21 protein-coding genes are annotated in these 22,252 nt (G+C 59.5%); 8 read left to right on the top strand and 13 right to left on the bottom strand.

Annotated features, from left to right (window positions below):
- Nucleotides 1-21: 21 nt before the first annotated feature.
- From FGA82_RS19090 to FGA82_RS19040, 11 genes are all read right to left on the bottom strand, one after another.
- Nucleotides 22-1,068 (bottom strand): isopenicillin N synthase family dioxygenase, encoded by a 1,047-nt coding sequence (locus tag FGA82_RS19090; protein WP_141128263.1) that lies wholly within the window; start codon nucleotides 1,066-1,068, stop codon nucleotides 22-24.
- A gap of 366 nt (nucleotides 1,069-1,434) precedes the next feature.
- Nucleotides 1,435-2,352 carry a catechol 1,2-dioxygenase gene (gene catA, locus FGA82_RS19085; protein WP_141128262.1) on the bottom strand — a complete coding sequence of 306 codons (918 nt, stop codon included), beginning with the start codon at nucleotides 2,350-2,352 and terminating at the stop codon, nucleotides 1,435-1,437.
- A gap of 172 nt (nucleotides 2,353-2,524) precedes the next feature.
- Nucleotides 2,525-2,815: a muconolactone Delta-isomerase gene (gene catC, locus FGA82_RS19080; protein ID WP_141128261.1), complete on the bottom strand. Its 291-nt coding sequence runs from the start codon at nucleotides 2,813-2,815 to the stop codon at nucleotides 2,525-2,527.
- A gap of 15 nt (nucleotides 2,816-2,830) precedes the next feature.
- Nucleotides 2,831-3,952 (bottom strand): muconate cycloisomerase family protein, encoded by a 1,122-nt coding sequence (locus FGA82_RS19075; RefSeq protein ID WP_141128260.1) that lies wholly within the window; start codon nucleotides 3,950-3,952, stop codon nucleotides 2,831-2,833.
- 20 nt (nucleotides 3,953-3,972) lie between these two features.
- Entirely contained in the window at nucleotides 3,973-4,734 is a 762-nt protein-coding gene (locus tag FGA82_RS19070; RefSeq protein ID WP_141128259.1) for a 1,6-dihydroxycyclohexa-2,4-diene-1-carboxylate dehydrogenase, read from the bottom strand.
- A 21-nt stretch (nucleotides 4,735-4,755) separates the two neighbouring features.
- The gene (gene benC / locus FGA82_RS19065) at nucleotides 4,756-5,769 is read right to left on the bottom strand and encodes a benzoate 1,2-dioxygenase electron transfer component BenC (RefSeq protein ID WP_141128258.1); all 1,014 of its coding nucleotides are present in this window, start codon (nucleotides 5,767-5,769) and stop codon (nucleotides 4,756-4,758) included.
- Between the two features lie 20 nt (nucleotides 5,770-5,789).
- Entirely contained in the window at nucleotides 5,790-6,278 is a 489-nt protein-coding gene (gene benB, locus FGA82_RS19060) for a benzoate 1,2-dioxygenase small subunit (RefSeq protein ID WP_141128257.1), read from the bottom strand.
- Nucleotides 6,278-7,633 (bottom strand): benzoate 1,2-dioxygenase large subunit, encoded by a 1,356-nt coding sequence (gene benA, locus FGA82_RS19055; RefSeq protein ID WP_141128256.1) that lies wholly within the window; start codon nucleotides 7,631-7,633, stop codon nucleotides 6,278-6,280. The genes benB and benA overlap by 1 nt, the downstream gene beginning before the upstream one ends.
- A gap of 150 nt (nucleotides 7,634-7,783) precedes the next feature.
- Nucleotides 7,784-8,740 (bottom strand): AraC family transcriptional regulator, encoded by a 957-nt coding sequence (locus tag FGA82_RS19050; protein ID WP_141128255.1) that lies wholly within the window; start codon nucleotides 8,738-8,740, stop codon nucleotides 7,784-7,786.
- An 880-nt stretch (nucleotides 8,741-9,620) separates the two neighbouring features.
- Nucleotides 9,621-10,544, bottom strand: coding sequence for a bifunctional helix-turn-helix transcriptional regulator/GNAT family N-acetyltransferase (locus FGA82_RS19045; RefSeq protein ID WP_141128254.1), 924 nt, complete (start codon nucleotides 10,542-10,544; stop codon nucleotides 9,621-9,623).
- 67 nt (nucleotides 10,545-10,611) lie between these two features.
- On the bottom strand, nucleotides 10,612-10,887 hold the full coding sequence (locus FGA82_RS19040; RefSeq protein ID WP_141128253.1) for a hypothetical protein: 276 nt from the start codon (nucleotides 10,885-10,887) through the stop codon (nucleotides 10,612-10,614).
- A gap of 137 nt (nucleotides 10,888-11,024) precedes the next feature.
- Here FGA82_RS19040 and FGA82_RS19035 point away from each other — a divergent pair, with 137 nt between their 5' ends.
- Nucleotides 11,025-11,861, top strand: a complete 837-nt coding sequence (locus FGA82_RS19035; RefSeq protein WP_141128252.1) for an AraC family transcriptional regulator — start codon at nucleotides 11,025-11,027, stop codon at nucleotides 11,859-11,861.
- Nucleotides 11,862-11,916: 55 nt separating this feature from the next.
- Nucleotides 11,917-12,513, top strand: coding sequence for a LysE family translocator (locus FGA82_RS19030; RefSeq protein WP_141128251.1), 597 nt, complete (start codon nucleotides 11,917-11,919; stop codon nucleotides 12,511-12,513).
- A 109-nt stretch (nucleotides 12,514-12,622) separates the two neighbouring features.
- Here the strand turns inward: FGA82_RS19030 and FGA82_RS19025 are convergent, their stop codons facing one another.
- Nucleotides 12,623-13,393, bottom strand: coding sequence for an AraC family transcriptional regulator (locus FGA82_RS19025; RefSeq protein WP_123593317.1), 771 nt, complete (start codon nucleotides 13,391-13,393; stop codon nucleotides 12,623-12,625).
- Between the two features lie 231 nt (nucleotides 13,394-13,624).
- Here FGA82_RS19025 and FGA82_RS19020 point away from each other — a divergent pair, with 231 nt between their 5' ends.
- From FGA82_RS19020 to FGA82_RS19000, 5 genes are all read left to right on the top strand, one after another.
- The gene (locus tag FGA82_RS19020) at nucleotides 13,625-15,250 is read left to right on the top strand and encodes an APC family permease (protein WP_141128250.1); all 1,626 of its coding nucleotides are present in this window, start codon (nucleotides 13,625-13,627) and stop codon (nucleotides 15,248-15,250) included.
- 23 nt (nucleotides 15,251-15,273) lie between these two features.
- Nucleotides 15,274-16,200, top strand: coding sequence for a 4-hydroxyproline epimerase (locus tag FGA82_RS19015; protein WP_141128249.1), 927 nt, complete (start codon nucleotides 15,274-15,276; stop codon nucleotides 16,198-16,200).
- 55 nt (nucleotides 16,201-16,255) lie between these two features.
- Entirely contained in the window at nucleotides 16,256-17,203 is a 948-nt protein-coding gene (locus tag FGA82_RS19010) for a dihydrodipicolinate synthase family protein (RefSeq protein WP_141128248.1), read from the top strand.
- 71 nt (nucleotides 17,204-17,274) lie between these two features.
- On the top strand, nucleotides 17,275-18,867 hold the full coding sequence (locus FGA82_RS19005; protein ID WP_141128247.1) for an aldehyde dehydrogenase (NADP(+)): 1,593 nt from the start codon (nucleotides 17,275-17,277) through the stop codon (nucleotides 18,865-18,867).
- Nucleotides 18,857-20,122: an NAD(P)/FAD-dependent oxidoreductase gene (locus FGA82_RS19000; protein ID WP_141128246.1), complete on the top strand. Its 1,266-nt coding sequence runs from the start codon at nucleotides 18,857-18,859 to the stop codon at nucleotides 20,120-20,122. The genes FGA82_RS19005 and FGA82_RS19000 overlap by 11 nt, the downstream gene beginning before the upstream one ends.
- Before the next feature lie 117 nt (nucleotides 20,123-20,239).
- Here the strand turns inward: FGA82_RS19000 and FGA82_RS18995 are convergent, their stop codons facing one another.
- Nucleotides 20,240-21,178, bottom strand: coding sequence for a LysR family transcriptional regulator (locus FGA82_RS18995; protein ID WP_141128245.1), 939 nt, complete (start codon nucleotides 21,176-21,178; stop codon nucleotides 20,240-20,242).
- A 120-nt stretch (nucleotides 21,179-21,298) separates the two neighbouring features.
- Here FGA82_RS18995 and FGA82_RS18990 point away from each other — a divergent pair, with 120 nt between their 5' ends.
- On the top strand, nucleotides 21,299-22,225 hold the full coding sequence (locus FGA82_RS18990; RefSeq protein ID WP_171057309.1) for an alpha/beta hydrolase: 927 nt from the start codon (nucleotides 21,299-21,301) through the stop codon (nucleotides 22,223-22,225).
- Nucleotides 22,226-22,252: the final 27 nt, after the last annotated feature.

The following is a 22,252-nucleotide window of genomic DNA, read 5'->3' as shown; positions in this document are numbered from 1 at the left end:
AGTCCTTGAGCGAGTGATGAGTCAGGCGGATTGACGAACCGGCGGTGGCGGCAGCAGCGCATCGGCGTAGAAGCGCTGCGCGACATCCGGATGTGAGCGCAGACGCCCCTTGAGGTAGTTCCAGCCGACATCGCGAAACAGCGGATTGAGCGGATCACTCGCGGGCCCGCGCGCCTCGCGCAACAGTGCAGTGGGCAGCGGATACAGCGGCACCACCGCATCGAGTTGCGCGCCTAGGAAGAAGGCGATGGACAGGCGTTCGCTACCCGCCGGAGGCGAAACCACGCGATGCACCGTGGCCCGCAGATAACCGTTGCTGGCCAGTTCGAGCAGTTCGCCGATGTTCACCACCAGGGTGTTCTCGCGTGGCAACGCATCGATCCAGCGGCCCTCTTCGATCTCGACCTGCAGCCCGGCCTGCTGGTCTTGCAGGAGGAAGCTGAGGAAACCTGAGTCCTTGTGTGCGCCGACGCCTTGATGGCTCGACTCGCTGGACTGGCCGGGATAGCGCATCAACTTGATGTGTTCGTTGGGTTTGTCGCCGTACAGCTGATCAAACGCATCGGCGCGCAGCGAGAGTGCCTGAGCGAACGCACGCAGCAGGCGCAACGACATGCGCGTCATCGCCTCTTGCCATTCGAGTAACAGAGATTTTAGCTCCGGCAGTGACGCCGGCCATTGGTTGGGGCCTTGCAGCCGCGCCCAGAACGGGCTGTCCGCCGTCAATGGCAACGCCTCGCGCTCGGCACCCAGATCGAACTGTTCACGCTGATCGGGCTGGCCACGGGTGATCTCCGAGGCGGCCCGGTTGTAACCGCGAAAGTGTGGTGAATTGATCATGCCGACGGCGGATTTCTCGCTGTCGGGCAAGGCGAAAAATTGCCGGGCGTGGGCCTGCACCTGCTTGAGCAAAGCGCTGTCGATGCCATGCCCGGTCAGGTAGAAGAAGCCGACGTCGCGAGCGGCGTGGCGCAGGTCTTCAAGAAATTCGTAGCGCTGCTGCGCCGTGCCTTCGAACAGCGACAGGTCCAGCGTCGGTAATGCGGTGATGTCGAGGGTATGCGGCATGATTCACTCCCGTGTGAATCAAACCTGAAAAACCTGTGATCGATTCAGCGTGTGCCGTCATGGCAATCGGGGTCTATCGGTTTGATGCGTTTTGATTCGTCGTTGAGACAAAACTAAACGATCTTAAAAATGCAGAGCCAATATCTTTTTCGCATTACCTTAGGCCCGATTTCCCCTCACCCCAGCCCTCTCCCAGAGGGAGAGGGAGCCGACCGAGTTGTTTTGCGTTATGCATCGACCTGAACGACTGAGTCGATTATGGATTCGGCACAAACTGTTCAGGTCGGCGTAATGCTTAACAACAACGCGGTCAGTCCCCTCTCCCTCCGGGAGAGGGTTAGGGTGAGGGATGCAGACGACTCGGTATCAAGCGTCCTGCAACGCACGCGGCCGTTGACTGCGTTGTTCGGCACTGGCGTCCGGCGCCTGCTGCAACTGGAAGTCGAACTTCAGCTCGGCATAGCGCCCCGACACCGCGTCTTCACGAAACACCACCTCCCCGACCAAACCTTCACGGGTCGCATAGGCGAAGTCATCCCACAAATACTGATCACCCGACAGATTGATCTGCGTCGTCAGGTGTCGATGCCCCGGTGCGCTGATGAAGAAATGCACATGCGCCGGGCGCTGGCCATGGCGGCCGAGCTGGTTCAGGCATTCCTGGGTCGGGCCTTGCGGGTCGCAACCATAGCCAGACGGCACGATACTGCGAGCGCGGTAACGGCCCTCGGCATTGGTAACGATGCGGCGGCGCAGGTTGTATTCAGACTGGCTCGGGTCGAAAAACGAATAGGTGCCCTTGGTGTTCGCATGCCACAGATCAACCGTGGCACCGGCCAGCGGCTGGCCGTGAAGATCGAACACCTGGCCTTCGAGGTGCATCACCGTGGCGATGCCCTCCTCGCTGCCGTCATCCATGCGGCACTCACCTTCGCACAGCGGCGCGCCGGCCACGTACAGCGGGCCTTCGATGGTGCGCGGTGTGCCGCCGGTCAAGCCGACCTGTGCATCCTTTGCGTCCTGAAGCAGATCGAGGAAATGTTCGAGACCGAGACCCGCAACCAATAAACCTGCTTCCGAGCGAGCGCCCAAACGGTTGAGATAGTCGACCGCTTTCCAGAACTCGTCCTCGCTGATTTCGAGGTCTTCGATGATTTTCGCGCTGTCCTGCAAGATGCGCAGAACGATGGTTTTCAGACGGGAGTTACCCTCGTCGTTGGCAAAACCGGCGGCTTCTTTGAAGAAGGCTTGCAGCTCGGCGGTGTGGGCAATTTTCACGGTCATGGTGGTTACCTCATCTTGTTGTTTTGTCGACGCAGTTCTCTTGATCAGCCCACTTCCCCTGTGGGAGCGAGCTTGCTCGCGAATGCGTTGTGTCATCCCGCATTTATGGCGACTGGCTCACCGCTTTCGCGAGCAAGCTCGCTCCCACAAGGGAATTGTGGTGAGCTCAGGATCAGCGGTCGTCGTTGTGGATTGACGACGGATGCCGGCACAGGCCGTCAACCTCAATGTCCATGTAGGGAAACAGCGGCAAGCGCATCAGCGTGTCGTGCAGCGCCTCGACGCTCGGTACATCGAACACGCTGTAATTGGCGTAATGCCCGGCGATGCGCCACAGGTGTCGCCATACGCCTTCGCGTTGCAGCCGTTGGGCCAGTTCCTTCTCGTCAGCCTTGAGCCGGGTGGCCAGTGACGGGTCCATATCGACGGGCAATTTCACGGTCATTTTTACGTGGAACAACATGGTGGCTCTCCTGATTCAGTGGCGGCGAAAACGCGCCAGACGCTCTTCGTCCAGCGTCAGACCAAGGCCCGGGGTTCGCGGGATGTGCAGGTGGAAATCGCGGTACTGCGGCGCTTCGGTGACGATGTCTTCGCTCAGCAACAACGGCCCAAACAGTTCGGTGTCCCAGGTCAGTTGTTTGAGCGTGAGGAAGGCATGCGCCGAGGCCAGCGTGCCAACGGAGCCTTCGAGCATGGTGCCGCCATACAACGCGATACCCGCTGCTTCAGCGATCTGCGCGGTTCTAAGCACGGCGCGCGGGCCGCCGTTCTTGGCGATTTTCAGGGCGAACACACTGGCGGCGCCGTCGGCGGCGAGGCTGAAAGCGTCCTCGACGCTTTCGATCGATTCGTCGGCCATGATCGGCGCCGGGCTGCGCTGATTCAGGCGAATCTGCCCGGAGCGGTTGACCCGCGAGATCGGCTGTTCAATCAGGTCGATGCCGTTGTCACCCAGTACCTGACAGCCACGAATCGCTTGGGATTCATCCCAATACTGGTTGACGTCGACCCGCACACTGGCGCGCTCGCCCAGGGCTTTTTTGATCGCTACGACGTGCTTGAGATCCTGTTCCAGCGGATTGGCGCCGATCTTCAATTTGAAGATGCGATGGCGACGGGCTTCGAGCATCTGTTCGGCTTCGGCGATGTCGCGGGCGGTGTCGCCGCTGGCCAGGGTCCAGGCCACTTCAAGACTGTCGCGCACGCGGCCGCCGAGCAGTTCACTGACCGGCAGGCCGAGGCGTTTGCCTTGAGCATCAAGCAGTGCGCTTTCGATGCCGGATTTGGCGAACGTGTTGCCTTTGGCGATCTTGTCGAGCCGCAGCATCGCCGCGTTGATGTTGTTGGCTTCCATGCCCATTAGCGCCGGCGCCAAGTGCGCGTCGATATTGGCCTTGATGCTTTCCGGGCTTTCATAACCGTAGGCGAGGCCGCCAATGGTGGTGGCTTCACCGATGCCTTCGATGCCGTCGCTGCAACGCAGACGCAGAATCACCAGGGTCTGTTTCTGCATCGTGTGCATCGCCAGTTTGTGCGGGCGAATGGTCGGCAGGTCGACGATGATCGTCGTCAGGTTTTCAATCAGGATTCGCTGCATGTCTGTCCCTTGAAAAGTAATCAACCGAGGTCGCCGCCACCAACCGGCAGAGTCACACCGGTGATATACGAGGCGTCGTCGGAAGCCAGAAAAAGGATCGCGCCGACCTGTTCGTCGAGGCTGCCGTAGCGTTTCATCAAGCTGCTATCGAGGGTTTGCGCGACGATTTCCTGATACCAGGCCTGCTCTTGCGCCGACGGTTCGGCTGCATTGCGCGGGATGCGCCGGGGCGGTGCCTCAGTGCCGCCCGGTGCGGTGGCGTTGACGCGAATGCCGCGCTCAGCGTTCTCGAATGCCAGACACGCTGTGAGTGCGTTGATGCCGCCCTTCGCTGCGCCGTACGGCACGCGATTGACGCTGCGGGTAGCAATCGATGAAACGTTGACGATGGCGCCGCGCCCTTGCTTGAGCATGTATGGCAGCACGGCGTGGCAACACCACAGGGTCGGGAACAGCGAGCGGCGCACTTCGGCGTCAATCTGTTCGACTTCGTAATGCTCGAAGGGCTTGGCCCAGATCGTGCCCCCGACGTTGTTGATCAGGATGTCGAGGTGGCCGAAGGTGTTGATGGTTTCGGCCATGATCCGTGCGCAATCGGCGTATTGCTCAAGGTCAGCAGTCAGCGCGAGAACGCCCTCGCCTTGCATTTCGTGAACCAGTTCGGAGCGATCAACCGCGACCACTTGCGCGCCTTCGTTCAGCAGGCGTTCGCACACACGGCGGCCGATACCCTGCGCCGCGCCGGTGACCAGCGCGACCTTGTTGGAGAATCTGTTGTTCATGACAACCTCGAAAGAAGGGTTTCAAGCAGCCGCTGCGGCGAATTTTTCGTAGTAGAAATTCGCGGGGGTGATGCCCTGTTCACGAATGTATTGGCTGACCGCTTCTACCATCGGCGGCGGCCCGCACAGGTACACGTCGACGTCGCCCTCATTGAGATGGCGCGGCTCAATGTGCTGAGTGACGTAGCCCTTAAGCGGATGCGCGCTCTGCGGGTTGGCCACGCAGGCGCCGAAGCTGAAATTGGCGATGCGGGCGGCGAAGGCTTCGAGGCGGTCGAGTTCGACCAGATCGAAATCGTTGGTCACGCCGTAGATCAAATGCACCGGGTGCGCGCTGCCCTGCTCGGCAATTTTCTCCAGCATGGCGGTGAACGGTGCCAGGCCCGTGCCACCCGCGAGCAACAGCAGCGGCCGTTTGATCTCGCGCAGGTAGAAACTGCCCAGCGGACCGGCCAGCGTCATACTGTCGCCGGCCTTGGCCAGCCCGGTAAGAAAGCTGCTCATCAAGCCACCGGGCACGTTGCGGATCAGGAAGCTGACCTCGCCGTTCTTCTGTAACGAGCTGAAGGAATAGGCGCGAGTCTGCTCGCTGCCAGGCACTTGCAGGTTGACGTACTGGCCCGGCAGAAACGCCAGTCTGCTCAGCGCCTCGCCCTTGATCGACAGTGCGATGGTGCTCTCGGACAATTGCCGCACATCGCTGATCGAGGCCTGGAAATTCGCTTGTTCGGTCTTGCACACCTGCGAGCCGGCCGGCACGCGGACGACGCAATCGCTGGCGGCGCGCATCTGGCAGGTCAACACATAACCTTGTGCGAGTTCGTCGGCGCTCAAGGCGTCTTCGATGTAGTTGTCGCCCATGTCATAACGCCCGGCCTCGGCGAAACATTTGCAGGTGCCGCAGGCGCCGTCACGGCAATCCAGCGGGATGTTGATGCCCTGGCGATACGCCGCGTCGGCGACGGATTCATGGCTGCCGGCTTCGATAAAACGGGTGACGCCGTCTTCAAAATTCAGTGCGATCTGGTAATTCATGGTGCACCTCGCCGTGTCGACTAGATGTGATAGATGTCGATGACCTGACGGACGTAATCGTTTTTCAGCACGACTTTCTTCGCCTTGATCAGCGGTTGTTCGCCGCGCAGATCGAGGGTGTAGAAACTGCTGCCGAAGTAGCTGTCGGTGACCTGGTAGCGAAAGCTCAGGGTGTGCCAGTTGAAACGCACCTGGCACTGGCCTTCACCGTGCTCGACGATTTCGATGTTGCTCAGGTTGTGCGAAGTTCGGGTGTCGGGGATGGTCGCGCTGGAGCGCTCGGTCTTGATCCGGAAGATGCGATCTTCGAGGCCGCCACGGTTGCCGTACCAGATCAGCGAGATTTCGCTTTGCGGGTCTTCGGTGAGGGTGTCGTTGTCGTCCCAGGCCGGCATCCAGAAGGACGCGTCGGCGGCGTACAGCTCCAGCCATTGATCCCACTGACCGTCATCGAGATAGCGTGCTTCGCGATAGAGAAAGTCACGCACGGTGTCGTAGAGGTTGCTCATCACACGGCCTCCACAGGAATCAGTTGTGATTCGCTGGCAGCGGCTTTGAGCATCGTTTCTTGCCAGTACTTGTGTTGCAGTACAAACAGGCCTTCGTCCTCGGTGCGCATGCCTGAAAGCAGTGGTTTGAGGTCGATTTCCTCGGCGGCAGCGTCAGCGCCTTCAACCCAGTGGGTCGCGCCCCGGGACATGTCGTTCCAGCCGCGCCCGGTGCCGTAGCCGGTCTGGCACGAACGAAACTCTTCGAGGTCATCCGGCGTGGCCATGCCGCTGACGTTGAAGAAGTCTTCGTACTGCCGAATGCGTTTGGCGCGCGCCTCGGCGCTCTCGCCTTTGGGGGCGATGCAGTAAATGGTGATTTCGGTCTTGTCGACCGAGATCGGCCGGGCGATACGGATCTGCGAACTGAACTGATCCATCAAGTAAACGTTGGGGTACAGGCACAGATTGCGCGAGTTTTCGATCATCCAGTCGGCACGGGCCTGACCGAAATCCCGGGCGAGTTCGTCGCGGCGCTCGTAAGCGGGACGGTCTTCGGGGTTCGCCCAGCGAGTCCAGAGCAACAGGTGGCCATGATCGAACGAATAGAAACCGCCGCCCTTCTTCGCCCAACTGCCGGCGCTCATGGTCTTGATCGCTTCGCCCGCTTCGCGCTGTTGGCGCTGATTCTGGGTGGCGGCGTAGTTCCAGTGCACCGAGCTGACGTGGTAGCCGTCGGCGCCGTTTTCAGCGGTGAGTTTCCAGTTGCCTTCGTAGATGTAGGAACTGGAACCGCGCAGCACTTCCAGGCCTTCTGGCGACTGATCGACGATCATGTCGATGATCTTCGCTGACTCGCCCAGATGTTCAGCGAGGGATTTCACATCGGCATTCAGGCTGCCGAACAGGAAGCCGCGATAGGATTCGAAACGCGCGACTTTGGTCAGGTCATGGGAGCCTTCGCAATTGAAGCCTGCAGGATAACCGGCCTCACTCGGGTCTTTGACCTTGAGCAGTTTGCCGCTGTTGTTGAAGGTCCAGCCGTGGAATGGGCAGGTGTAACTGGAGCGGTTACCGGACTTGTGCCGACAGAGCATGGCGCCGCGATGGCTGCAGGCATTGAGGAACGCATTGAGCACACCGTCCTTGTTACGCGCGATAAAGATCGGCTGGCGTCCCATGGTGATGGTCAGAAAATCGTTGTTGTTGGGGATCTGGCTTTCATGGGCAAGGTAAATCCAGTTGCCTTCGAAGATGTGCGCCATTTCCAGTTCGAACAGCCGCGGATCAGTGAACATCTCCCGCTTGCAGCGGTAGGCGCCCTTCTCCTTGTCTTCTTCAAGCATGGCATTGAGGTAGTCGATTCCCAGGGACATGGCCGGGGCCTCCATTGTTATTGTTCAGGCCAGGTCAGGTTAGGGAGGCGATGCACGGGGCAATAGCCGAATCCTGCAGATCGCTATCCGTTTTGTGCAGGATGGCGCGGCAGGTGATTCGGCGTATTTCGGAGGGGTTAGCGCAGTGTTTTAGTGGCGGCGTTTGAAGGTTTGCGACGGCAGTTCGCCGTACTGTTGGCGATAGCTTTCGGAGAAGCGGCCGAGGTGCAGGAAACCGTAGTCCAGGGCCAGCTCGGTGAGGTTACGTACCGGGCAGCTCGGATCGCTGAGGCAGGTGTGGATGCGCGCAAGTTTGCGCTGGCGGATGTATTGCATCGGTGTGGCGCCGAGTTGGCGTGCAAACAAGCTGTACAGCGAACGTGGACTCATGCTTGCCTGTGCGGCCAGATGTTCGGCGGGCAAATCCAGTTTAAGGTTGCGTTCGATGTAATCGAGGATGCGCTCGAAGCTTACGTTCGGTGCGCTCAGGCACTCACGGCTGACATTGGTGTTCATCAGCGAGATCAGTTTGCTGCCGATGATCTGCGCGTAATGCTCCTGCACCCGCAGCAACGGATCGCTGGCCTCGGCTTCCTGGCAGATCATCGCGAGCAGGTTGGTGAAGCCTTCCAGCTCATCCAGCCGATAGTGATTGCGCAGGAAACGGATACCGCTTGCCGGACGCTGCCAGCGCTGCTCGTCGCACACCGATTCGAGCACGCTGACCGGCACCTTAAGGATGAATTTCTCGCAATCATCCGAGTAAGTCAGATCCACCGGATCATCGGGGTTGATCAACAGCAACTCGCCGGGCACCAGATGCTGTTCGCGCTTGTGCCCACGCCACAGGCAATTGCCTTGCAGCAGCACTTGCAGATGGTAAACAGTCTCCAGCGCCACGGAGGTCACACGCACACTGCCGCCATAGCTGATGCGCGCCAGATCGAGATCGGCGAGTTTGCGGTGGTTGAGGCTGGCTTGCGGGTGGGTGGTTCTGGACAGGCCGATGAAGTGCTGGCCGACGTGCTGGTTGACGTAGTCGGACACGGCATAAGGGTCGGCGTGACGAAACACGCTGCTGCGATCGCTCAGCAGATGGCTGTCCATGGGGCATTGCTCGTTGTTGTCGTTATTTTGGGATCACGAGGTTTCAGACATCACGACTCACAGTACGCCGGAGTGTTGGGGCGGGCAATTGGACGAAGGTTTGGGCGCTCGATAATCGAACACTTTTTGCGGATTACAGAGTGGTTTGAACAACGCCTACACTTACCGAAGAAATGCCCTACAGGCCAAAAAAACCCAACGCAGAAAACTCCTACTTATGACAGCCTTCAAAAACAAAAAAAGCCCGTTCCAGTCGAAACTGAAACGGGCTTCTCCCACCTCAACAGCCGTTACTTCAGGTCGTCAAAGTGGTCTCGCAGGAACTCGTAAAAGCGAAAGGCTTTAAACAATCTCCATACAAGGCTCAGCGTACGTAGCAAAAGCTTCATACGTTTTGGCCTCCAGGGCTGGGGGCCAAACCTCCGGCAAACTTACCGGATCATGCTTGCCTTCAGCCTGCACGTTAAAGCAGCTAGTGAGGCGGCCGGTTGAAATCCCTCCGAAACATCATTCCGGCACGGGTGCAAAACCGTGTCAAAGGGCATGAAACCGTTTAGTCACCAGCCTGGCCTCACCGCTGCTCGAACAAGTGAGCCCCCGCATCATAACCTTCATTCAGAGGCTTTCAGGAAAAGTAATTTTCTGATTTGTTAACCATTATTTCTGCCAGCTTTTTCTGGAAATGAAATAGCGCAAACAACCAGTTTCATACGAACTTTAACCTTGCAAGGGGGCACAAAGGCTCTTACCATGAGAGAACGTTAAAGCAGCTAGTGAAGCAACAAACCTCGGTCGCAAACCAAGGTTTACAAAAGAACCGCCCCGCAAAGGCGGTTTTTTTTCGTCTGCCTTTTCACTGCACCCGCCGATGAAAATCAGATCACAGCGCCCGCGCCCACGTCTGACTCACCAGATCCTTGCCAAAGCTGTTAACCGCTTCTTCCTCCACCAGTTCAAACCCGGCCTGCTGATAAATCTTGCGCGCAGCGGTCAGGTTACTGGTCGTCCACAAGGTCATTTTCTGGTAGCCAATCTGGCGGGCGAAACGCAGGCACTCCTCGACCAGACGGCTGCCAATGCCCAAGCCCCGCGCGCTGGCGTCGACGTAGAGCATGCGTAGTTTGGCGGTGGTGGCGTCCTGGCGGACGATAAACACAGAGCCAATAACCTTGCCGTCCTTTTCCGCAATCCAGCAGCGCTCGCTTGTCGGGTCGTAATCACGCAGGTACTTGGCGACCACCTCAGCCACCAGTGTTTCGAACTCCGAATTCCAGCCGTATTCACGGGAATACAGGGCCGCTTGTTGCTGCATCACCGTGCCCATGTCGCCGGGCTGCGGATCGCGTAATACGTAGGTTGAATCCTGGTTGCCTTGCAGCAGCGTCTGGATCAGCGTCATCGCGCCGATCAGTTGTTTCTGCTGCGGCTCCGGCAATCGTTCGAGCATGGCAACGATCTGTTCACGGGAGGCCTTTTCCAGCGGAATCAGAATTTCACGGCCCAGATCGGTTAAGTGCAATTGCGCAGCGCGGGCATCCGTGGGAGACGGGACTTTCTGAATCAGGCCGCGCTTCTCGAAACCGCTGATGATGCGACTCATGTAACCGGCGTCCAGCCCCAGCATCAGGCGCAGATCGGCGCTGGTCAGGTCACCGCGCGAGGCCAATTCATACAAAATGCGCAGCTCAGTCAGCGAGTAGTCGCTTTGCAGCAGATGCTCCTGCAGTACGCCGATCTGATGGGTGTAAAAACGATTGAAGCCGCGCACGATGTCGGCTTGCTCAAGAAGATGGATGCTGGACATGACGAATGCTCAGATGATTGCTTAAGGCAACTATATATTTGCCTCAAGCAACCATGTCAACAGAAAGCTATCGACACTTGGCCAACACTACCTGGCAAGTATCTGGCGTCCCCCCGGAGCGCCCGGCATAACGAATACAGTTGTTCATCGACTTCTGCCGCGCCATGTTCAAACTGGAACCCCAGGCCAGACCGCCCTCGCCGACCGACGGCAGGGCTTTGGCATAGCAGGCATCGCCAACACCCGACGGTGGATAGTGTTTTCGGCTGGAGCAGCCTGCGGTCAGCGCCAGGCTTAGGCCGATCAAGGCGAGCAGGCCCCAGAGCGAGCATCGGTTGAGCATCGTATTTCACCTGCCGCCAAAGGGGTTGTGACCTACAGAGTCTAGCCCCCTCACCTGCACAAATCTTCTAAACGTGGATGACCATTGCGCGGTATTTTATGGGGCCGCACCTTTCAATGGCGAACTCTGGAGCCTTCGTGGATAAACGCAACTGGATCGAACTGTCCCAGGATGTCGACACCGGGATTGAGTCGATTCGCGCTCACTTCGAGGGGCACGCCTACGATCCGCACTGGCATGACAGCTTCCTCGTCGGCGTCACCGAGCAAGGTGTACAGCAGTTCAATTGTCGTCGCGTGCGCCATCGCAGTACGCCGGGCAACGTGTTTCTGCTGGAGCCGGGGGAAATCCACGATGGGCAAGCGCCGACCGAGGAAGGTTTTACCTATTCGATGCTCTACCTCGATCCGCATTGGCTTGAGCGTGAAGTGCATGCGCTATTCGATGACGCACCGTCCGACAGCCAGCCCGGCTTTGCCGACACGCTGAGTCAGGATCCGCGTTTGGCCACAGCGATCAATCAGGCCTTCCATGCTTTGCATAACGGCGATCTGCGCATCGTCCGGCAGACCGCCATCGACGGATTGCTGGGCTCGCTCACGCACCATCTCGACTGGCGCAAGCGGCAGGTTTTCGATCCGCGCCTGCCGCTGGTGGCGCAACTGGCGCGGGATTATCTGCACGCGCACACCTACGAAGATATCGGTCTCGATGACCTCGCCCGAGTCTGTGGGGTGGATCGTTTTCGTCTGAGCCGCGCCTTCAAGACAGCCTTTGGCCTGGCGCCGCACGCGTACCTGATCCAGTTACGGCTGGCCAAGGCGCGGCAGTTGCTGGCCCGGGGTGAAACTCCGGCGCAGGTCGCCAGCGTGCTCGGTTTTGCTGATCAGAGTCACCTCGGCCGCTGGTTCCGCCGGGCCTACCAACTCACCCCTGCCGACTACCGCAAGCGCTGCTCAAACCTTCCAGACTGACGCACGCCGACTGGCGATCATGGATGCCTGTGTTCATTTTCAGGAAATCCGGATCATGGCGTCATTACTACCCTTTCTGCTGTTTGCTTTCGTCGCTTCGATCACACCGGGGCCGACCAATATTCTGGTGTTGAGCCACAGTTCGCGCCAAGGCTTGGTCGCCACGCTGCCGATCATTTTTGGCGCCTGCGCCGCGGCGGCCCTGATCGTGTTGGTGGTTGGCCTCGGTGCCGGCGAAACCTTGCTGCGCTACCCGCGTGTACAGCAAGCCATGGCCTGGGGCGGTGTGCTCTGGCTAAGCTGGCTGGCGTGGCAGATCTTTCGCAGCGCACCGCCGTCGCTGGACCCGACCGATACGCAGGAAGAAGGTTTCAGCGTGCTGGGCGCCGCCATGCTGCAACTGGTCAATCCCAAGGTGTGGATGATGGCCGTGGCGGTGGTTAGCGTGTTTGTCGGCGGTGGCGACAAAACCCTGCGGCTGCTGGTGTTGTCGCTGGCGTTTCTGCTGGTGTCGCTGCCGTGCATGACGTTCTGGGCGTTGCTGGGTGTGGGCAGTGCGCGGTTGATGGGATCGCCAAAGGCGTTCAAGCGGATGAACGCAGCACTCGCGTTGTTGTTACTACTCTCGGCATGGCTGACCGTCCTGGCATAACGCCCTCGTAGGAGCTGCCGAAGGCTGCGATCTTTTGATTTTTTTTAAGATCAAGATCAAAAGATCGCAGCCTTCGGCAGCTCCTACATAGCACTTCAATACCATTTCATCAGGGTGAGGTGGCCTGCCGATACTCGCGCGGAGTAAACCCGGTCGAGGCCTTGAACTGGCGGGTAAAAGCGCTGTGATCGGTATAACCGCATTGCAGCGCCACATCGGTAATCGGCAAGTCGGTGTGCAGCAATCGGTGCGCGTGTTCGAGGCGTACTTTCTGGATCATCTGCCGTGGCGTCAGGTGGAATACGCGTTTGCAGTAGCGCTCCAGTTGCGCGACTGAAATACCGGCGATTCGCGTCAGTTCACCGAGGGTCACGCGGCGATTGAAATTCGCGCGAATGTGCTCATCGACAGCCGCCAGCCGCTCGAATGCCGGGTGCGTTTCACTGGCCGATTGCAGGTCCACCGAAATCCCCGCCAAGCCAATGATCACCCCGTCACGGTTGTACAGCGGCTGCTTGTGCGTCAGGCACCAACCCGGTTCGCGACTGCCATACAGATGCAGCTCCAGCTGATCCTCCAGTACAAAGCCCTCCTCCAGCACCTTGCGATCCTGCTCGGTGTAGCCCGGCCCGAGTTGCGCCGGGAACACCTGCGCGCTGGTTTTGCCGAGCAGCGGGCGCAAATCCTTCAAGCCACAGCGCTGCACCAGCGTGCGGTTGGCGAGCACGTAACGGGCCTGCACATCCTTGATGAAAATCGCCGCGTTGGGGATCACATCAAGCATCGGCAACAGCAGCGCGGCGCCGGCCAAGAGTTCCTCCAGTGTCTGCGGACGATGCCCATCAATGCCTTGAGACAGGATCGAGAAAGCCTGCTGCATCAAACAATCCCCTCGTAACGTGGATGGACGAAGCGCCCGCCATGCGACCTTCGCGTGCAGATTGCAGCATCGTTCAAGACCTGTCGAGGGCCACGTTTCGCCAGCGCGATTGTGCTGATTTCGTCATCGAAGCCGCCGCAAAACATCAATCGCCACAGCGTCGACAAGTTCAAAGTCTGGCCGTCCCAGTGACACAACTGCCTATCCAATAACTCACAAGAAGGCGATGCCATGTCAGGCCAAGGCAAGTTCAAAAAACAGCTTTCACTGATCGACCTCACGTTTATCGGGCTCGGGGCGATCTTCGGTTCCGGCTGGTTGTTCGCGGCCAGTCATGTGTCCGCCATCGCCGGGCCGGCGGGGATTTTCTCCTGGCTGCTGGGCGGTTTTGCCGTGTTGTTGCTGGGCATCGTCTATTGCGAACTCGGCGCCGCATTACCGCGTGCAGGCGGCGTGGTGCGTTATCCGGTTTACTCCCACGGGCCACTGCTCGGCTACCTGATGGGCTTCATCACCCTGATCGCGTTTTCCAGTCTGGTGGCGATCGAAGTGGTTGCTTCGCGCCAATACGCGGCGGCATGGTTTCCCGAGCTGACCAAGGCTGGCTCTGGCGATCCGACGATCCTCGGCTGGATGGTGCAGTTCGGCCTGCTCTGTGTGTTCTTCCTGCTCAACTACCGCAGCGTGAAGACCTTCGCCAAAGCCAACAATCTGGTCAGTGTGTTCAAGTTCATCGTGCCGCTGCTAGTGATAGGCGTGCTGTTCACCTTCTTCAAACCGGCCAACTTCCATGTGCAAGGTTTCGCCCCGTTCGGCTTGTCCGGCATCGAAATGGCGGTGTCGGCGGGTGGCGTGATTTTCGCTTACCTGGGGCTGACTCCGATCATCTCGGTGGCCAGTGAAGTGAAGAATCCACAGCGCACCATTCCCATCGCACTGATCCTCTCGGTGCTGCTGTCGACGCTGATTTACGTGCTGCTGCAAATGGCCTTTCTCGGCAGCATCCCGACGGAAATGCTCGCCAATGGCTGGGCCGGTATCAGCAAGGAATTTTCCCTGCCGTACCGCGACATCGCACTGGCACTGGGCGTGGGTTGGCTGGCCTATCTGGTGGTCGCCGACGCGGTGATCTCGCCAAGTGGTTGCGGCAACATCTACATGAACGCGACCCCGCGCGTGATCTACGGCTGGGCGCAGACCGGGACCTTTTTCAAAGTCTTCACCCACATCGACGAAAAATCCGGCATCCCACGTCCGGCACTGTGGCTGACCTTCGCCCTGTCGGTGTTCTGGACCTTGCCGTTTCCGTCGTGGGAAGCACTGATCAACGTGGTTTCCGCTGCGCTGGTGTTGAGCTACGCCGTGGCACCCGTGTCCGTGGCCGCGCTGCGCCGTAATGCGCCGGACATGCCGCGCCCGTTCCGGGTCAAGTGCATGGGCGTGCTCGGGCCGGTGTCGTTCATCATCGCCGCGCTGATCGTCTATTGGTCGGGCTGGAACACCGTGTCGTGGCTGCTTGGCCTGCAAATCCTGATGTTCGTGGTGTATCTGCTGTGCGGCCGTTTTGTGCCGACCGCGCACCTGAATCTGGCGCGTCAGGTGCGCTCCTCGGCGTGGTTGATCGCCTTCTACGCGGTAACCATCGTGCTATCGAAACTCGGCACCTTTGGTGGCCTGGGCATCCTCGCTCACCCGTTCGACACCATCGTCGTCGCTGCTTGCGCCACCGGCATTTATTACTGGGGCGCCGCGACGGGCGTACCGGCGCATCTGCTGCGTCTGGAAGAGGACGATGAGGAAAGCGAAGTCGCCGCCCCCGCCTCAAGCGTGGCTGCGCGCCCTGCCGGTGCCTACTGAAATCACCTGACGGAAATCTATCCATGAAAGAACTACACGTCATCGATTCCCACACCGGCGGTGAACCGACGCGCCTGGTGATGAACGGCTTCCCCGATCTGCCCGGCAACAGCATGGTGGAAAAACGCGATGCGCTACGCACTCTGCATGATCAATGGCGCCGTGCCTGCCTGCTGGAACCGCGCGGCAACGATGTGCTGGTGGGCGCATTGTATTGCGAGCCGGTCTCGCCGGACGCCACTTGCGGAGTGATTTTCTTCAACAACGCCGGCTATCTGGGCATGTGCGGCCACGGCACCATCGGCTTGATCAATTCATTGCAGTACCTGGGAAAAATCGAACCGGGCGTGCACAAAATCGACACCCCTGTTGGCCCGGTCAGCGCCACGTTGCATGACAACGGAGCTGTCACCTTGGGCAACGTCCCCGCTTATCGCCACCGCAAACACGTGCCGGTGGACGTGCCGGGTTACGGCCGCGTGTTGGGCGACATCGCCTATGGCGGCAACTGGTTCTTCCTGATTTCCGAGCACGGCCAGACGCTGACCATGGACAACGTCGAACATCTTACGGCGTACACCTGGGCGATGCTCAAGGCTCTCGAAGACCAAGGCATTTTCGGCGAAGACGGTGCCGTCATCGATCACATCGAACTGTTCGCAGATGACGATCGGGCCGACAGCCGCAACTTCGTCATGTGCCCCGGCAAAGCCTACGACCGCTCCCCGTGCGGCACCGGCACCAGCGCCAAACTCGCCTGTCTGGCCGCCGACGACAAGCTGCAACCCGGCGCGACCTGGATGCAGGCGAGCATCACCGGCAGCCAGTTCGAAGGCCGCTTCGAATGGGAGGGCGAGCGCATTCGCCCGTTCATCACTGGCCGCGCCTACATGACCGCCGACAGCACCTTGCTGATCGACGAAGCCGACCCGTTCGCCTGGGGCATCTGAGCCACCGCGCAGACTTTTCACCGCAATTTGAATGATGTGCCAAGGAGTTAAAACAATGAGCGACAACATCTTCACCGGTTGCATGCCGGCCCTGATGACCCCGTGCACCGCCCAGCGCAAACCGGACTTCGACGCGCTGGTGGCCAAGGGTCGCGAGCTGATCGACATCGGCATGAGCGCCGTGGTGTATTGCGGCTCGATGGGCGACTGGCCGCTGCTCACCGAGACCGAGCGTCAGGAAGGCGTAGCGCGCTTGGTTGCCGCCGGAATTCCAACGATTGTCGGCACCGGCGCGGTGAATTCCCGTGAAGCGGTTTCCCATGCAGCGCACGCGGCGAAAGTCGGCGCGCAGGGTTTGATGGTGATTCCGCGTGTACTGTCCCGTGGTGCTTCGCCGGCCGCGCAAAAAGCCCACTTCGCAGCGATTCTGCAAGCCGCGCCGAACCTGCCAGCAGTGATCTACAACAGCCCTTACTACGGCTTCGCCACCCGCGCCGATCTGTTCTTCGAACTGCGCCGCGAGTACCCGAACCTGATCGGCTTCAAGGAATTCGGCGGTGGCGCCGACCTGCGTTACGCCGCCGAAAACATCACCTCCAAGGACGATGACGTGACCTTGATGGTCGGCGTCGACACGCAAGTGGTGCACGGTTTCGTCAACTGCAACGCCACCGGCGCCATCACCGGCATCGGCAACGCTCTGCCCCGCGAAGTACTGCAACTGGTGGCGCTAAGCAAGCAAGCGGCCAAGGGTGACGCCAAGGCCCGTCGTCAGGCGCGGGAACTGGAATCGGCGCTGGCGGTGTTGTCGTCGTTCGATGAGGGCTGCGATCTGGTGCTGTATTACAAGCACCTGATGGTGCTCAACGGCGATAAGGAATACACCCTGCATTTCAACGAAACCGATGCGTTGAGCGATTCGCAACGGCGTTATGCAGAGAAGCAGTATTCGCTGTTCCGTCACTGGTACGAGAACTGGTCGGCGGAACAGAACTTCGCCTGACACCTCAGCCTCACCTGCCGCGATGCGTCGTGCTACGCGGCAGGCATTTCCCTTTTCATCAGGAAGACACCATGACTCTGACGGGCCAAATGCTGATTGGGCAGCAATTCATTGCGGGCAATCGCGAGACTATTCGCGGGATCAATCCGGCCACGAATGAAGCGCTGGAACCGGGGTATGCCGGTGGATCGGCCGAGCATGTCGATCAGGCCTGCGGCCTAGCCTGGGCCGCGTTCGCTATTTATCGCGAGACAGCGCTGAATGTCCGCGCCGAATTCCTGGAAAGCATTGCCGAAGAAATCGAAGCCCTCGGCGATGAACTGATCGACCGCGCCCACGCGGAAACCGGACTGCCGCGACCTCGACTGCAGGGTGAACGCGGACGTACTTGCCAACAATTAAGAATGTTCGCCGGCACGGTGCGTGCCGGTGAATGGCTGGATGTACGCGTCGATAGCGCGCAGCCGCAACGCCAACCGATGCCGCGCTCGGATCTGCGTCAGCGCCAAATCGCGCTGGGGCCGGTCGCGGTATTTGGTGCGAGCAATTTTCCCCTGGCGTTTTCAGTCGCGGGCGGTGACACCGCTTCAGCACTGGCCGCCGGTTGCCCGGTGATCGTCAAGGCGCACAGTGCGCATCCCGGCACCAGCGAGCTGGTTGGCCGCGCGGTCGCTCGGGCGGTAAAAGCCTGTGGTTTGCCGGAAGGCGTGTTTTCGTTGCTGTACGGTTCCGGCCGCGAAGTGGGCATTGCGCTGGTCACTGATCCACGGATCAAAGCGGTGGGTTTCACCGGTTCGCGCAGCGGCGGTCTGGCGTTGATTCAAGCGGCGCAAGCGCGGCCCGAACCGATTCCGGTGTACGCGGAAATGAGTTCGATCAATCCGGTGCTGCTGTTTCCAGCGGCGCTGGACAATCGCACGCAGGCGTTGGCTGAAGGGTTTGTGGCGTCGCTGACACTGGGTGCGGGTCAGTTCTGCACCAATCCGGGATTAGTGATCGCGTTGAAAGGACCAGCACTGGAGCGGTTCATTGGCGCCACCACCGAACTCATTCAACGCAGTCCGGCGCAGACGATGCTGACACCGGGCATTTTCAGTGCTTACGAGTCTGCCGTGAATGCACTGGCCGAGAATACCAGCGCGATCATCGCCGGTGTTGGTCAGAGAGGCACCGGCCCGAACCAATGTCAGGCCCGTGTATTCGTGACCGAGGCCGCCGACTTTCTCGCCGATCACCGCCTGCAAGCCGAAGCCTTCGGTGCAACTGCGTTGATTGTGCAATGCAGCAGTGAAGCTGAAATCCGTCAGGTCACCGAACATCTGGAGGGCCAGTTGACCGCGACATTGCATCTGGATGACCAAGACCTGCAACAGGCGCTTGCTTTGCTGCCGACGCTGGAACGCAAGGCCGGCCGCTTGCTGGTCAATGGCTGGCCCACCGGCGTCGAGGTGTGTGACGCAATGGTGCATGGCGGGCCGTTTCCGGCAACGTCCGACTCGCGCACGACATCCGTCGGTACAGCGGCGATCCTGCGCTTCCTGCGCCCGGTCTGCTATCAGGACTTCCCGGACAGCTTGTTGCCGACCGCACTGAAGCAGGCCAATCCGTTGCAATTGCGGCGTCTGCTCGATGGGCAAAGGGAAGCGCAGCACCATGACCAATAACGTCTCCCACGACATCGCTGTAGTCGGCGCCGGCATCATCGGCGTCGCCTGCGCACTGCGCCTGGCTCGCCAAGGGTTGCGCGTGGTCGTCATCGATCAGCAGCAACCCGGCCATGGCGCCTCGTTCGGTAACGCCGGGCATCTGGCGACCGAGCAGGTGTTTCCGATTGCAGACGCGTCCATCCTCAAGCGCCTGCCGGCCATGCTGATGGACCCGATGGGGCCGCTGCGGGTGGACTGGAAGTACCTGCCGCGCGCCTTGCCATGGTTCACCCGCCTGCTGCTGAATCTGCGCCCGACGCCGTTTCAGAACACCGTGGCAGGTTTGCGCGCGCTCAATGAAAGCAGCCTGGAGGCTTGGCAGCGCTTGCTCGCCGATATCCAGCGGTCGGACTTGCTGAAGATCGATGGTTCGCTGTTGGTGTTCGAACGCCCCGAATCGCGTCAGGCAATCCAGGCATTACAGACTCGACTGCATCAGCAGCAGGTGCCGGTCGACTACTGGCAAGCCAACGGCATACGCGACACCGCGCCGCAACTCAGCGAACAGATTCAGGGCGGCTTGTTCTTCCCGCGCACCGGGCATTTCATCGATCCCTATCGCGTGGTCTGTGAACTGGTCGACGCGGCCAAGGCCAGTGGTGTGAGTTTTGTCCAGCAACAGGTTCAGGGCGGCTACGTGCAGGAACACGGCGTTGCGCTGATCACCGGCAATGGCGCTCTGACTGCAAGCCGCGTGCTGATCGCCTGCGGCGCACACTCGGCGAAACTCACCGCCGCCCTCACCGGCAAAAAAGTACCGCTGGACACCGAGCGCGGTTATCACCTGATGCTGCCGCAGGAACACGATCGACTGCCCTTCCCCGTCACCTCGCTGGAACGCAAGTTCATCATGACGCCGATGTCCGAAGGCTTGCGCCTGGCCGGCACCGTCGAGTTCGCCGGTCTGGAAAAACCACCGAGCATGGAACGCGCGTGGCAGTTGCATCGGTTGAGTCAGGGTTTGTTTCGCAAAGATTTGAATGCTGAAGCGGCGACGCCGTGGATGGGTTTTCGACCGTCGTTGCCGGATTCATTGCCGGTGATTGATCGGGTCTGTGGAGGTAAGGTGTTGCTTGCTTTTGGGCATCAGCATCTGGGGCTGACGCAAGCGGCGGTGACGGCGGAGATGGTGGTGCGGATGGCTCGGCCGGCAACGACGCATCAGGCTATAGATCTGACGGCAGATGAACGCTTCAGACTCGATCGTTTCTGAACGGCGGGTGCAGATGCAGTTGAGCGTATGCACCCGAGTGATCGGTTGCAATGCTTCTTTCAGCGCTCCTGACGACATTGCAACTATCCGCTCCGCCGGGAGCATAAGCCGCCCTTTTCATAAAGCGCCAATATCATCAACCGGACATTGTTCCCACGGAGGGCAAGGCGACCACGCGTCCAGGAGCTTATCGATGAACAGTCGGATCTTGGGAGAAAGGTGTCGCTTGCTGGGATAGATGATACGGATGGGTTCTGCTGCCTCAGCATATTCCTCGAGCAGTTGAATAAGCTTGCCGCTGCGTAGTTGGTGGCTCACCACGTACGACGGCAGTGTCGCAATACCCAAGCCCGCCATCGCGCACTCGTGCAGCGCTTCCGCGCTGTCCATCTGTAGCCGCCCACCTTGAGTGAAGGCAACCGCTTGGCCGTCTACTCGAAAATTCCATGGAAGTAATCGTCCCCCGCTGACGAAATGCAGACATTCGTGCGTGGACAGTTCTTCGGGCGTTTGCGGCCGTGGATGCTCAGCCAGATATTGGGGTGAAGCACAGGTGATCATCTGCTGGTACGCCACGGTGCGTGTCAGCAATCGAGAATCCTCTTTGGGCGGGCCAATACGCATGGCCAGGTCAAACCCCTCATCAATGAGGTCTACCAGTCGGTCGGAAAACGTAACGTCGACACTTAGCGAAGGCCAGTCCTTCAGACAGCATTCGATGTGGGGGAGAACGTGAAGCCTACCCAGCGCGACCGGCAAACTCATACGCAATCGCCCACTGGGTGTCGAGCGACGAAACGCCAGTGCATCCTCGACATCGTCAAGATCTTGAAGGATGCCAACACAGCGCTCGTAGAGTACATGCCCGTCGTCCGTCAGGCTCAGACTGCGGGTTGTGCGGTTGAGTAACCGCACTTGCAATCTGGCTTCCAGCCTGACAATCGATTTACCCACTGCCGAACGAGTGAGACCTAATTGCTTGGCAGCTGCGGTAAAGCTTCCGGCATTTACCGACCCCACGAAAGCCGCGATATCGTTCAGGTTATGAATTTCCATACTTTCTCACTCGCTCAACGTTCGGGCGCCACGGCACTTGCTATGGGGAACCCTATTCCCCAATCAAGAGAATAGTATCTCAATTAGCCAATCCAATGCCCTCCTTCAAGCGAGATCACTATGAATACGAAAGTAAAAGCAGCCGTTCAAACCTGGGCCAACAGCCTGAGCGATTTGGTACCTGTGCTGAAAGGAATTGATACCACCACGAAAATGAGCGATATCCGCGACTCCTACGCAAGAATGCTCGCGCAAAATCCAGCGCCCACCGGCGTCAGGTTCGAAGCAGTCGACATGGGCGGTGTTCCAGGGACCCTGGTGACACCCGATGAAGTCAAGACCGACGCAGTTGTGATGTACATCCATGGCGGCGCGTACATTGTCGGCCGTCCAGATGGCTACCACGGCATAGGTGGCAACTACGCGAAGATGCTGGGTGCTCGTGTATACATGCCTGACTACCGCCTGGCCCCGGAGCACAAATTCCCCGCCTCCATCGACGACACACTGCGCGCCTACGAGTGGTTGCTTGAGCAGAAAATCCCGGCTGAAAAAATCGCGTTTTCCGGCGAGTCGGCTGGCGGCGCAATGGTTGTAAGCGTGATGGTGGCTGCCAAATCCAAAGGACTTGCGTTACCTGCGGTGGGTTCTTCGATCTCGCCTTGGGCAAACCTCGAACACACCGGCGCCTCTATGAGCAACCGCGAGGGCCTGGATCCGCTGAATTCCAAGCCTGTTCTGGATATTCTTGCTAGAACATTCCTTGGCGAGACACTCGCCAACCATCCTCTGGCATCGCCAGTTTTCGCGGACGTCACTGGACTCCCACCTATTCTGGTACAGATTGGCGAGAACGAATTGATGCTGAGTGACGCGATGCGGCTTGCCACCCACCTGGCGGACAACCGTGTCCGAGTCAATCTCGAGGTATGGCCTGCCATGTTCCACGCCTGGCACTTCTACTCTGCCATGCTGCCAGAAGGTCAACAGGCAATGGAGAGCTCAGTACGTTTCATTGAGGCAGGTCTGGCCGAAGCCAATCGCTAAGTAGAAATTCAGACTGCGGGAGCTTTT

The sequence above is a fragment of the Pseudomonas fluorescens genome (genome assembly GCF_005938625.1).
GTDB classification, from domain to species: Bacteria; Pseudomonadota; Gammaproteobacteria; order Pseudomonadales; family Pseudomonadaceae; genus Aquipseudomonas; species Aquipseudomonas fluorescens_BD.
The sequence above is the reverse complement of the archived record's forward strand: the minus strand, read 5'-3'. Positions and strand labels throughout refer to the sequence as shown.

What these genes read in the sequence shown, in the direction of transcription:
- FGA82_RS19090 (WP_141128263.1), bottom strand. Translation starts at nt 1,068, where the DNA reads ATGCCGCATACCCTCGACATCACCGCATTACCGACGCTGGACCTGTCG.
- catA (WP_141128262.1), bottom strand. Translation starts at nt 2,352, where the DNA reads ATGACCGTGAAAATTGCCCACACCGCCGAGCTGCAAGCCTTCTTCAAA.
- catC (WP_141128261.1), bottom strand. Translation starts at nt 2,815, where the DNA reads ATGTTGTTCCACGTAAAAATGACCGTGAAATTGCCCGTCGATATGGAC.
- FGA82_RS19075 (WP_141128260.1), bottom strand. Translation starts at nt 3,952, where the DNA reads ATGCAGCGAATCCTGATTGAAAACCTGACGACGATCATCGTCGACCTG.
- FGA82_RS19070 (WP_141128259.1), bottom strand. Translation starts at nt 4,734, where the DNA reads ATGAACAACAGATTCTCCAACAAGGTCGCGCTGGTCACCGGCGCGGCG.
- benC (WP_141128258.1), bottom strand. Translation starts at nt 5,769, where the DNA reads ATGAATTACCAGATCGCACTGAATTTTGAAGACGGCGTCACCCGTTTT.
- benB (WP_141128257.1), bottom strand. Translation starts at nt 6,278, where the DNA reads ATGAGCAACCTCTACGACACCGTGCGTGACTTTCTCTATCGCGAAGCA.
- benA (WP_141128256.1), bottom strand. Translation starts at nt 7,633, where the DNA reads ATGTCCCTGGGAATCGACTACCTCAATGCCATGCTTGAAGAAGACAAG.
- FGA82_RS19050 (WP_141128255.1), bottom strand. Translation starts at nt 8,740, where the DNA reads ATGGACAGCCATCTGCTGAGCGATCGCAGCAGCGTGTTTCGTCACGCC.
- FGA82_RS19045 (WP_141128254.1), bottom strand. Translation starts at nt 10,544, where the DNA reads ATGTCCAGCATCCATCTTCTTGAGCAAGCCGACATCGTGCGCGGCTTC.
- FGA82_RS19040 (WP_141128253.1), bottom strand. Translation starts at nt 10,887, where the DNA reads ATGCTCAACCGATGCTCGCTCTGGGGCCTGCTCGCCTTGATCGGCCTA.
- FGA82_RS19030 (WP_141128251.1), top strand. Translation starts at nt 11,917, where the DNA reads ATGGCGTCATTACTACCCTTTCTGCTGTTTGCTTTCGTCGCTTCGATC.
- FGA82_RS19025 (WP_123593317.1), bottom strand. Translation starts at nt 13,393, where the DNA reads ATGCAGCAGGCTTTCTCGATCCTGTCTCAAGGCATTGATGGGCATCGT.
- FGA82_RS19020 (WP_141128250.1), top strand. Translation starts at nt 13,625, where the DNA reads ATGTCAGGCCAAGGCAAGTTCAAAAAACAGCTTTCACTGATCGACCTC.
- FGA82_RS19015 (WP_141128249.1), top strand. Translation starts at nt 15,274, where the DNA reads ATGAAAGAACTACACGTCATCGATTCCCACACCGGCGGTGAACCGACG.
- FGA82_RS19010 (WP_141128248.1), top strand. Translation starts at nt 16,256, where the DNA reads ATGAGCGACAACATCTTCACCGGTTGCATGCCGGCCCTGATGACCCCG.
- FGA82_RS19005 (WP_141128247.1), top strand. Translation starts at nt 17,275, where the DNA reads ATGACTCTGACGGGCCAAATGCTGATTGGGCAGCAATTCATTGCGGGC.
- FGA82_RS19000 (WP_141128246.1), top strand. Translation starts at nt 18,857, where the DNA reads ATGACCAATAACGTCTCCCACGACATCGCTGTAGTCGGCGCCGGCATC.
- FGA82_RS18995 (WP_141128245.1), bottom strand. Translation starts at nt 21,178, where the DNA reads ATGGAAATTCATAACCTGAACGATATCGCGGCTTTCGTGGGGTCGGTA.
- FGA82_RS18990 (WP_171057309.1), top strand. Translation starts at nt 21,299, where the DNA reads ATGAATACGAAAGTAAAAGCAGCCGTTCAAACCTGGGCCAACAGCCTG.